We start from the raw sequence: 10,704 nt of genomic DNA, 5'->3' as shown, positions 1-10,704 counted from the left end.
CATATTCCCGGCAATGGTGCTTCCCGCCGCCAGCGCAATCAGTTCGTTTTGCGCCGCCCCGGCATGCTGAAGCATCGGCATATAAAGCGCCACCAGCGGGACATTGGAAATCATCTGGCTCAACACAATGCTCAACGTCAGTATCATCGTCAGTTTCGTTATATCCAGCTCCATCCGGTCAATCCACTCCTGGAAAAAGTAACTTTCCCAGACCGCCGCCATCAGCACGAACATCGCCGCGAAAAATACCAGCGTGCTCCAGTCAATCTTCCGAAGTATCTCAAATCGTCGCCGGCTGAATAAGATTATCGGCGCCGCTCCCAGAAGCGCGATATATGTCAGACGGTAATGCGCCGTCCCGCCCCAGAATACGGTCGCGATCTTGAGCGCCACCAGAGCGAGAATAACCAGAAGCGAAATCCGCGATAGCCGCGCCAGTTTCTTATCTTTTATCGGCTCCTGTGAATGATTAAGACTTTCGTCATGGAACTCATCGGGATAGAAATACCTCAATACCCAGAGCGTCAGCACCAGGTTCAACACGGTCGGCAGCAGCAGATACCGGAAAAAGGTCAGGAACGGATTTCGAAAATCGCCATGCAGCGCTATCAGAAGATTCTGCGGGTTGCCAATCGGGGAAAGCACCGAGCCGATGGTCACCGCAAACGCCAGCGCCAGAAGCAGAAGTTTCGGCGAGATATTATGTTTCCGCGCCAGAAGCAGCATTACCGGCGTCCCGATTATCGCCAATGTATCGTTCATCAGAATTGCCGATGCCGCTCCCATCCCGAACAAAATATAGAGCATCAGGTAGTTTACATTCTTGGCGCTTTTGAAAATCTTGTACGACAAATGCGCCAGATACCCGCTCTCCTCCAGCGCCTGCCCCACCACGAACATCCCGAATAAGAACAACATCACATCGATATCTATAGTCCGAAGCGCCGGAACCGGCTTTATTTCCCCCGTAATAAGCGCCGCCACTGCCCCCAGAAGCATTATCTGCCAGATTTGAAGATGAATATTCCCGATACGGCGGACTATGATAAGAAAGAATACGGCAAGAAGAATAAATATTGATAGCGGCATCTATGTAAGAACTAAGTCTTGCTCACGGGTCCGGTAATCCTCAATCCTCTATCTTAAGCGCCGCCAGAAACGCCTCCTGCGGAATCTCCACCCGCCCGATCTGCTTGAGACGTTTCTTCCCTTCTTTTTGCCGCTCCAGAAGTTTCCGCTTTCGGGTGATATCCCCGCCGTAACATTTTGCCGTGACGTTTTTCCGCAGCGGCTTCACTGTCGCCCGCGCCAGTATTCTTCCTCCTATCGCCGCCTGAATTATCACTTCGAACATCTGCCGCGGTATTAAAGTGCGCAGCTTCTCGGTCAGACTGGCGCCGTACTTGTACGCCTTATCCCGATGAATTATCACCGAGAGCGCATCCACCGGCTCGCTGTTAATCAGAATATCCAATTTCACCAGATTTGATTTCATATAGTACGGGACATCATAGTCAAGCGAAGCATACCCGCGCGAAATCGATTTCAGTTTATCGTAGAAATCAAAAATTATTTCCGAAAGCGGAAAAGCGTAACTGAGCACCGCCCGCGCCGGGGTCGGGTATTCGGTGTTCTTGTAAATCCCCCTTCGGTCGGTGCAGAGACGCATAATAGCGCCGAGGGAATCAGGCGGCGTGATTATCTGGGAATCGACATACGGCTCCTCGATATAATCGATTTTGCCGGCGTCCGGCATATCTGTCGGCGAATCGACCGTCACCACCGTCTGGTCCTTCAGATAAACGAGATATTCAACATTCGGAACAGTATTAATGATAGTCTGATTATATTCCCGCGCCAGCCGCTCCTGAACTATTTCCATATGGAGCATCCCCAGGAATCCGCAGCGGAAACCAAATCCCAGGGCGGTGGACGTTTCGGGTGTGAAGGAGAGCGAGGCATCATTCAATTTCAGTTTTTCCAGCGCTTCGCGCAGCTCGGTGTAGTCTTCGGCGATAGCGGGATAGAGCCCCGAGAAAACCATCGGTTTCACCGCCACAAATCCCGGCAGGGGGGCATCGGATGGATACTGCGCAAATGTTATCGTATCGCCGACGCGGGTGTCGGAAACTTCTTTGATGCCGGCATAGAGGTACCCCACTTCTCCGGCTGAGAGCGATGGCAGCGGCATATTTTGCAATCGACGGCAGCCGACCTCATCGACTTCAAACTGCTTCCCGTGCGAGAAGAACTTGATCCGGTCTCCCTTCTGCACCGAGCCGTCAACGATTTTCAGATAGACAGCGGCGCCGCGATAGGAATCATAGACCGAATCAAAAACCAGGGCTTTAAGCGGTTTGGTCGGGTCGCCCGGAGGAGGCGGTATTTGCTTCACTATTGCTTCCAGCAATTCATCAATCCCCTGTCCGGTTTTTGCCGAACAGTGCAGAATCTCCTCTTTCTTGCATCCTATCAGGTCGGTAATCTGTTTTGCTACTTCCTCCGGTCGCGCCGAAGGCAGGTCGATTTTGTTCAGCACCGGGATTATCGCCAGATTGTTTTGAAGCGCCAGGAACAGATTGGAAACGGTCTGCGCTTCCACCCCCTGAGCGGCATCGACCACCAGAAGCACCCCTTCGCAGGCCGCCAGGGAGCGGCTCACTTCATAAGTGAAATCGACATGTCCCGGCGTGTCGATAAGGTTCAGCTGATAAAGCTGACCGTCAGATGCCTTATAATCCAGCCGGATGGCATGCGCCTTGATAGTGATTCCGCGCTCCCGCTCCAGGTCCATATCATCCAGAACCTGTTCCCGCATCATCCGCTCCGAAACCGCCGCGGTCGCTTCCAGGAGCCGGTCGGCAAGGGTCGATTTCCCGTGGTCGATATGGGCTATTATCGAGAAATTTCGAATGTACTTCTTATCTATCATATAATACCGTCAAGGTGGCAGCAATAAATGATATCTTCACCCTTTTGTCAAATGCGCCCTGTCTTATATCCTCTTGACATTGCACCCCGCAGCAATATATTCTCCATCTACTATTTATGGCAGAGATAAACAAACTCAAGCGTCAATATTACGAGCGCTCCACCCTCGGACTTGGCCGATTTTGCCTGAAACTGGGACTGACGCCCAATCTTCTCACCGCGGTCTCACTGGCGAGCGCCATTGTCTCCGGTATCTATTTCTGGAAAGCCGAAGTCTGGTGGGGGGTAATCTGGATGCTCATTACCTCTATTACCGATATGCTTGACGGCGCCACCGCGCGCGCCGGCAATATGGGGACTTCTTTCGGCGGCATTCTCGACCATGTTTCCGACCGCTACGGCGAATTTTTCATCCTCGCCGGCATTACCCTTTCCAATATGGTGCATCCCGGCTGGGGGCTTTTCGCTCTCTTCGGGATGATAATCGCCAGTTATACCCGCGCTGCGGCCGAGTCTATCGGCAAAATCGAAAATTGCGCGGTCGGTATAATGGGACGATTGGAAAAATTCACCCTTATTATCATCGGCGCCCTGCTGGAACATTACTACCCCAAAATGCGCATTCTCGAAACCGCTCTCATTATTGTGGGACTTACTTCTTATATCACCTCCGTCCAGCGTCTCTTCTACGCCCATAAACTGCTCAACCAAAAGAAGGATTGACATCAGGAATGATTACCGCAATCGGCAACCCGGTCTATGACTATATCAAAACGAAAAAAATCGAAACGCAAGGGCGTGTCCTCTCCGGCTGCAGCACCAACGCCGCCCTGGCGCTGGCGAAACTGGGCGAAAAAGTTCGCCTTGTCGGCGCCATCGGTAATGATTTCAGGCAGAATTTCCGGCAGAAACTTAATGAATATGGCATTGAGCCGGTTATATATCCCTCCAAACAGAGCGGCGGATTTTCTCTGATTTACTACGATGATTTCGGCAACCGCACCCTCGACCTGCTGGGACGCGCCGCCGATATTGAAGAAATCGACCCGGCGGTCTATGAGGAATCGAAAGCGGTGTTGATTGGTCCCATCCTGGGAGAAATTTCGCTTGATGAAATAGCCGCCATCCGAAATATCTACGACGGCTTCTATTTCTGCGATCCGCAGGGGCTTCTCCGGAATGCCGACCGCAACGGACGGATTCACCATGAGAAAGTTGACGGTGTCGAAGAGGCGCTGGGACTGTTTACCGTCGTTAAACCGAACGAACTCGAAGGAAAAGTTCTGACCGGGCTTGATTGCCGCAAAGAGCCGTACAAAGCGGCGGAGATAATCAAGAGTTGGGGACCGGAAATAGTCATTGTCACCCTGGCTGAACTCGGCTCGGTCGTCTATGACGGCACCGATTTTATCGACATCCCTCCCTACAAGGTGGACCTGGTCGATGCCACCGGAGCCGGCGACACCTACATGGCGGGCTTTACTTTCGAATTTCTCAAAACCGGCGACCTTCGTAAATCAGCCTGTTTCGCTTCCGCCGTCTCTTCCATTATGATAGAGCAGGTCGGGCCTGATTTCAAGATGTCGGAAACGGAGGTGCGCCGCCGACAAACAGCGCTTTTAAGCCAGACCGATTATCGTATTCCGGTTACCTACAGCATTGCCTGAGCCTTTCAGGCTTTCAGACCGTCCCAGATACCGCTCACAAACTCCCCGGTCAGGTTCTCGAGATACTGTTTGCCCTTTGCCGCGGGCGGAAGTTCGCCGGCAAGTCTCTCCAGGTATGATAACAGAGCTTCCAGCGCCAGCGCCACCGATGACACCCCCAGATCTTTCCGCATCTGCCCCGTCTCAATCCCCCTCTCCACAAGCCCTTTCCAGTATTGCATCCGCAACTCGCGGATTCTTGAGAGCACCCCTTTTGTCAGCCGGGAATCGTTCTCATACGCCAGCCTGAAATAGTACCGAAATGGCCCTTTCCCTTTCTCCCAGTACTCCAGGTGCCCCAGGATGAATTGCCTGATTCTTTCCGTCGCCCGGACGGCACTTTCGCTTCGAAAATAATCCTCGAGGAATGAGCAATATTCCGACAGATAAACCTCCGCCACAAAATGAAACAGCCCCTCCTTGTGCCGAAAGTACTGAATCAGCGACCCCTTTGAGATTCCGGCGGCGTCGGCAATCCTGTCCAGGGAGACATTATCAAAAACCGCCTGCGCCAGTTCCGACTGGGCCGCACCGTAAACGGCCGCTTTCTTCGCCGGACTCAGTTTGCGGAATGTGGCTGTCACTATTCCCCGCCGTTCCAGCTCAACAATCAGATTCTCGTCTATAACCATATAACTATTGTTAATAACTAATGAGTCATCATTAATATAGTATAATTATATAAAATGGCAACTTTTTTCTTGACCCATCCTTGGAAATTGCTATACTTTCCTCTGCTCAAATCATTAGAAAGGATTTTTGAATGGGAAAAGTTCGCGTAGCTATAATCGGTGTCGGTAACTGCGCCTCATCCTTTGTTCAGGGAGTGGAATTCTATAAGAAAGCGCGGGAGGATGAACAGGTCCCCGGCATCATGCATGTCAATCTGGGCGGATATCATGTCAATGATATCGAATTTTCCGCCGCCATCGATATTGACAAGAACAAAGTCGGTAAAGACCTTGCCGAGGCTATTTTCACCAAGCCGAATAACACTTACAAGTTCTGCCATGTCCCCAAAACCGGCGTCATTGTCCAGCGCGGCATGACCCATGACGGACTGGGGAAATATCTTTCGGAAATTATCGAAAAGGCTCCCGGGGATACCGTTGATATTGTCAAACTTCTCAAAGAGACCAAGACCGACGTGGTCGTCAGTTATCTTCCGGTCGGCTCCGAAGAAGCGACTAAGTGGTATGTGGAGCAGATACTTGACGCCGGCTGCGGATTTGTCAACTGCATTCCGGTCTTCATCGCCCGCGAGCCGTACTGGCAGAACCGCTTCATCGAGCGGGGGCTCCCTGTTATTGGCGACGATATCAAGTCGCAGGTCGGCGCGACTATCGTCCACCGCGTGTTGACTCGTCTCTTCCGCGACCGCGGCGTCCGGCTCGACCGCACCAGCCAGCTCAATATCGGCGGCAATACCGATTTCCTCAATATGCTAGAGCGAAGCCGCCTGGAATCAAAGAAAATCTCCAAGACCAACGCCGTCACCAGTCAACTCGATTATGAAGTCGGAAAAGATAATGTTCATATTGGACCATCCGATTATGTCGCCTGGCTGCTCGATAGAAAATGGGCATATATCCGGATGGAAGGAACGACTTTCGGCAATGTCCCTCTCAATGTCGAAATGAAACTGGAAGTCTGGGATTCCCCCAATTCCGCTGGCGTCGTCATTGATGCCGTCCGCTGCTGCAAACTTGCTCTCGACAACGGCCTGACCGGCTCCATGAAAGCCCCTTCTTCTTACTTCATGAAATCGCCGCCGGTTCAGTACACGGATGAGGAAGCCCGCCGTATGACCGAGGAATTCATTCTCAAATACGGCTGGAAAGGGGCGAACAAAACCGCCAAACCGAAGCTGGTGATAAAAGGCGCTACGGAGAAGCCGATGGCAACCGTCTCGCGCAAAAAAATCCTGCGGAAAACTCTTCTGAAAAAGTAGTTTCCAAACCTCTTGGACTGACTTATAATGGAAGGCGAGCGATTAGGCTCGCCTTTATTATTGCTTATGAAAAAAAAGGGATTTTTCATTACCTTCGAGGGAATTGACGGTTCCGGCAAAACCACCCAGTTACGACTGACCGAAAAATTTCTCCGCCAGACAGGGCGTCCTCTGCTCGTGCTCCGGGAACCGGGCTCAACTCCTGTCTCCGAGAAAATCAGGGAGATTCTGCTCGACAGGAAAAGCCGCCTCTCGCCGGAAACGGAGCTATTGCTCTATGAGGCGGCGCGCTCCACCCTTGTCCGGGACATCATCGCGCCGGCGCTGAAAAACGGCCTCATCGTCCTCTGCGACCGATTCTACGACTCCACCACCGCCTACCAGGGATACGGACGAGGGTTGGATTTGTCTCTTATCGACCGTCTGAATAAACTGGCGGTCGGAAAATGCCACCCTGACCTTACCTTCCTGGTAGACGTCAATTATAAAACCTCTCTGACCCGGCGCAAGAAAAACAGCGACCGTCTCGAATCAGAATCAGCCGCTTTCTTCCGCCGTGTCCGTAACGGCTTCCTTGCCATTGCTCGCAAAGAACAAAAGAGAGTAGTTCTCCTTCGCGGTGACGGCTCCGCGGCCGAGACTTTTGCCGAGGTGATAAATTGTCTTCAGAGTCGCCTCAAAATCAGGTAGAGCCATCCGCTCCGACCCGTCCTCCTCGTCCGCTTCTTTGGGCTGTTATTCTGTTTTTGATACAAACGGTTCTGGTCATCAGTCTTACTGTCTATCTGCTTACCGATGACAATCTTTACCACCCCTATCGCCTCATTTCCGCGCTGGCTTATATCGACCGATATTTTCCCGAAGAAGTCAATAAAAAGGAACTGCTCCGAACCGCCCGCGACCAGGTTTTCGCTTCTCTTGACCGCTACTCCGGATATCTCGACAAGAAAGAACTCGACCGGGTGGTGGAGGAGTTCGGCGGCAGTTACGGCGGCATCGGTATCACGGTGGTCGGTCATAATGATGGGTTGATGATAATGTCGGTGCGGGAGGATGGTCCCGCCGGCAAAGCCGGAATGAAAACCGGCGATATCATTCTCGCCGCCGATTCGGTCAGTATGAAGGGAAAAAATCCGTATGAAGCGACCCTCTATCTTCGAGGAGCGGAAGGCTCTTCCGTAACAATCACCCTTATCCGGGAAAACTCACAGGATACTTTGATTTTCGCTTTGATTCGTGAGCAGTTGCGGCTGATACATATTCCGTACGCCGGTCTCAACGAGAAAGGAATCTTCTATATCAGGATTCTCGATTTCGAAGCAGGCGCCACCGAGGAACTGGCGCAGATTCTCGATTCCCTCTACCTGCCAAAGCAGGATAGCGTGAAAGGGATAATACTTGACCTGCGCGGCAATCCTGGCGGACTTCTCAACGAGGCGCTGACTGTCGCCAATCTCTTTCTCGATGCGGAGCGACTGATAGTTGGAGTCAAAGGACGCAGCCGCTGGCGGCAGGTGGAATATTATTCTTCCGGTGATGATTTTACCGAAGGTCGGCCGCTCGCCGTAATCATCGACCGCGGCTCGGCGTCGGCGGCAGAAATTGTCGCCGGCTCTCTCCGCTATGCCGGACGAGCCGTGCTGGTCGGCGACACCACTTTCGGCAAAGGTCTGGTGCAGGAGTTTGACGGTTTCAGCGACGGCTCCGGCATTCGCCTCACTACTGCCCGCTACTATTTTGAAGGCGGAGTCTATCTTAATGACCCGGCGGCTGAAAGTAAAGACAGCGCCGCCGGAATCCCTCCCGATTTCCATGTCAATTCCGACGAGACTGATGATTTTATCCTGGCGCTGGAGAGTTCCCTTCTTCTGCGCGATTTTGCCCTGCGCCACAAAGACAGCCTTGCCCCGACGCGGGAGACGCCGCTTCTCTCAGGAGAATGGTTCCAGCGCTTCGCCGCTTTTGCCGATTCGTCAAATTTTGCATATCATTCCTCCCTGACCCGGGAGTTGGAGTTGGCGCTGGAACTGATAACTTTTGAAGGGGGAAGCAGAGAACTCTTCAATGAAGGAGAGAAACTGTACACCCTGTCTCGCGAACAAGACCGAGTCTATATGGAAAGACACCGCGACTATATCCTTCGCCGTCTCTATCAAATCGCCCTTGAAGCCAATTTCGGCGCCGCTGTTTCCTATCCACTGGCGATACTGCCGTACCGTCACGATATTCAACGGGCTGAATCCCTTCTTTTGAGCAAGCCGATACCATGAATGAATTCCTGATGATAACCGGCGCCTTTGTCTCCGGGTTGCTGGGTGGTTTTCTGGGATTAGGCGGCGGTGTCTTGCTGGTGCCATTCTTGACGCTGGTCTTCTTTATGCCAATGCAGCAGGCGGCCGCCCTGTCGCTGGCAACGGTCATGGCTAATTCGCTGGTTTCCTCCACTGAATATCTTAAAAGCAATCTCATCGACCTGAAACTGGTGATTCTGTTTTCTTTCTTCGCTTCGATTGGCGCTATCGCCGCCGGCGTGGTCGGGCATTATATCCCCGGAAATTATCTGCAGATCGCCTTTGCCCTGATATTGATTCATGCCACTTTTCTTATCTTGAGACGTCGCGATGAATCCCCCCATCAAAAAGCCCGCAGCCTCCTCTCCCGGCCTGTCACTACGGTGGCAATCGCCGTTGCCACCGGAATCTTGTCGACCCTGCTTGGCGTAGGCGGCGGCATAATCATTATTCCCGCATCTTATCTGATTCTGAATTATCCCATGGATATTTCGCGGGGAAGCTCCACTTTTGCCATCGGCATAATCGCCACCGCCGGTTCGGTGGTCTATCTTATCCACGGCACTCTTCGAGTCGAATGCGCCGGACCTATTATGCTCGGAACCATGGCCGGCGGGTGGCTCGGTGGACTTCTCGGGGCAAAAACCAAATCCGGCATAATCAAACCGATTTTTGCCATACTCTTTGTCTATCTGGCGATAAAAATGTTTTTAAGCGGTATTGCCTATGAATTCTGAAAAGGACCTTTCCGGACTGCTGCGCCTCCAGCATATTCTGACCTGGGTCGTCGTTATTGCCTTTGTCGTCGCCATCCCGGTCTATCTTTTGAACCGGGAAATTGGTATAAACTTATGTTATGTGAGCATGTTTATCCTGATGACCTCGGCTTTGATAAGACTGGGGTGGATTAGCCGCCATTTCCGGCGAACCGGGCAGCGGAAATCCCGGTTATTAACTTTGGCGATTATCGCTTTAATACTTTTGAGCGTATTGCTGACTTTAACACGATGACTTTGAAAAGCGACTTAGTAGTCTTTTCCGACTTCGATGGCACCTTCACCGCCAAAGATATCGGCAACCGGATTTACACCCATTTCTCCGGGGGTAGAAATCGGCAGCTGGTTGAAGACTGGAAAAAAGGACTGATTACTTCACGAGAATGCCTGACCCGCGAATCGGAACTGATTACCGCCACCGCCGACGACATCAAAGTGTTCCTGAATCAATTCGAACTCTCGCCCGGCGCCCTGGAGACATACAAGGAATTGACCTATCATGGTATTCCTTTCTATATCCTCTCGGACGGCCTCGATTTCTATATCGATTATATTCTTCGCAAGTTTCATTTGGAGCAGATTCCCCATCGCGCCAACCGGGCAATATTTGACAGGAACCGGCTGCGCATTGAATTCCCGTATCGCAATGACGGTTGCCCCCGCTGTGGCTCCTGCAAAGGTGTTCGGATAAAGGAAATTGTCGGCGCGGCGAGAGAAGCGGTCGAAGTCGTATTCATAGGCGATGGGCTCTCCGATATCTGCGCCCTGCCGCAGTCCGATACCATTTTCGCCCGCGGCGACCTTTTGACCTATTGCCGACAACACCAATTCCCCGCTATTGAATATAGCGACTTTTTTGATATATTAAACTGGTTCAAAGAAACCGCAAAAATCACCGATTAGACTTAGTATATGGAATGCTTCGCCACTAAAGGGAGATTACTATGAAGGCAATCATTATGGCGGGAGGATTCGGCACCCGCCTCCGCCCTCTTACCATAAATATCCCCAAACCGATGGTCCCTATCGGCAATATTCCGATGATGGAG

The 10,704-nt window shown here is 52.0% G+C and carries 12 protein-coding genes; 9 read left to right on the top strand and 3 right to left on the bottom strand.

Going from position 1 to position 10,704, the window contains the following annotated elements; translation table 11 throughout:
• The coding region (locus tag AB1690_13770) for an SLC13 family permease (GenBank protein ID MEW6016376.1) at positions 1-1,089 on the bottom strand (1,089 nt) is incomplete at its 3' end.
• Between the two features lie 40 nt (positions 1,090-1,129).
• Complete coding sequence (lepA, locus tag AB1690_13765) at positions 1,130-2,932, bottom strand: translation elongation factor 4 (protein ID MEW6016375.1); 1,803 nt, start codon at positions 2,930-2,932, stop codon at positions 1,130-1,132.
• 116 nt (positions 2,933-3,048) lie between these two features.
• On the opposite strand from lepA, the gene AB1690_13760 reads away from it, so the two are divergent.
• Positions 3,049-3,654: a CDP-alcohol phosphatidyltransferase family protein gene (locus AB1690_13760; protein MEW6016374.1), complete on the top strand. Its 606-nt coding sequence runs from the start codon at positions 3,049-3,051 to the stop codon at positions 3,652-3,654.
• An 8-nt stretch (positions 3,655-3,662) separates the two neighbouring features.
• A complete protein-coding gene (locus tag AB1690_13755; GenBank protein MEW6016373.1) occupies positions 3,663-4,598 on the top strand; it encodes a PfkB family carbohydrate kinase in 936 nt (311 codons plus the stop codon).
• A 5-nt stretch (positions 4,599-4,603) separates the two neighbouring features.
• On the opposite strand, the gene AB1690_13750 is transcribed toward AB1690_13755, so the two are convergent.
• A complete protein-coding gene (locus AB1690_13750; GenBank protein MEW6016372.1) occupies positions 4,604-5,269 on the bottom strand; it encodes a TetR/AcrR family transcriptional regulator in 666 nt (221 codons plus the stop codon).
• A 131-nt stretch (positions 5,270-5,400) separates the two neighbouring features.
• On the opposite strand from AB1690_13750, the gene AB1690_13745 reads away from it, so the two are divergent.
• The 7 genes from AB1690_13745 to AB1690_13715 all read left to right on the top strand — a co-directional run.
• The gene (locus tag AB1690_13745) at positions 5,401-6,588 is read left to right on the top strand and encodes an inositol-3-phosphate synthase (GenBank protein ID MEW6016371.1); all 1,188 of its coding nucleotides are present in this window, start codon (positions 5,401-5,403) and stop codon (positions 6,586-6,588) included.
• Between the two features lie 66 nt (positions 6,589-6,654).
• Positions 6,655-7,278, top strand: a complete 624-nt coding sequence (tmk, locus tag AB1690_13740; protein ID MEW6016370.1) for a dTMP kinase — start codon at positions 6,655-6,657, stop codon at positions 7,276-7,278.
• Between the two features lie 56 nt (positions 7,279-7,334).
• Positions 7,335-8,858, top strand: coding sequence for a S41 family peptidase (locus AB1690_13735; protein MEW6016369.1), 1,524 nt, complete (start codon positions 7,335-7,337; stop codon positions 8,856-8,858).
• Entirely contained in the window at positions 8,855-9,616 is a 762-nt protein-coding gene (locus tag AB1690_13730) for a sulfite exporter TauE/SafE family protein (GenBank protein ID MEW6016368.1), read from the top strand. The genes AB1690_13735 and AB1690_13730 overlap by 4 nt, the downstream gene beginning before the upstream one ends.
• A complete protein-coding gene (locus AB1690_13725) occupies positions 9,606-9,890 on the top strand; it encodes a hypothetical protein (GenBank protein MEW6016367.1) in 285 nt (94 codons plus the stop codon). The genes AB1690_13730 and AB1690_13725 overlap by 11 nt, the downstream gene beginning before the upstream one ends.
• 2 nt (positions 9,891-9,892) lie before the next feature.
• Positions 9,893-10,558 (top strand): MtnX-like HAD-IB family phosphatase, encoded by a 666-nt coding sequence (locus AB1690_13720; GenBank protein MEW6016366.1) that lies wholly within the window; start codon positions 9,893-9,895, stop codon positions 10,556-10,558.
• 41 nt (positions 10,559-10,599) lie between these two features.
• On the top strand, positions 10,600-10,704 hold a 105-nt coding region (locus AB1690_13715), incomplete at its 3' end, for an NDP-sugar synthase (GenBank protein MEW6016365.1).

It is taken from the genome of Candidatus Zixiibacteriota bacterium, from assembly GCA_040753495.1.
Lineage (GTDB): Bacteria > Zixibacteria > MSB-5A5 > GN15 > PGXB01 > DYGG01.
This window is presented reverse-complemented; position numbering and strand designations above follow the sequence as displayed.

Coding starts and splice junctions, on each gene's coding strand:
- lepA (MEW6016375.1), bottom strand. CDS start 2,932: ATGATAGATAAGAAGTACATTCGAAATTTCTCGATAATAGCCCATATC.
- AB1690_13760 (MEW6016374.1), top strand. CDS start 3,049: ATGGCAGAGATAAACAAACTCAAGCGTCAATATTACGAGCGCTCCACC.
- AB1690_13755 (MEW6016373.1), top strand. CDS start 3,663: ATGATTACCGCAATCGGCAACCCGGTCTATGACTATATCAAAACGAAA.
- AB1690_13750 (MEW6016372.1), bottom strand. CDS start 5,269: ATGGTTATAGACGAGAATCTGATTGTTGAGCTGGAACGGCGGGGAATA.
- AB1690_13745 (MEW6016371.1), top strand. CDS start 5,401: ATGGGAAAAGTTCGCGTAGCTATAATCGGTGTCGGTAACTGCGCCTCA.
- tmk (MEW6016370.1), top strand. CDS start 6,655: ATGAAAAAAAAGGGATTTTTCATTACCTTCGAGGGAATTGACGGTTCC.
- AB1690_13730 (MEW6016368.1), top strand. CDS start 8,855: ATGAATGAATTCCTGATGATAACCGGCGCCTTTGTCTCCGGGTTGCTG.
- AB1690_13725 (MEW6016367.1), top strand. CDS start 9,606: ATGAATTCTGAAAAGGACCTTTCCGGACTGCTGCGCCTCCAGCATATT.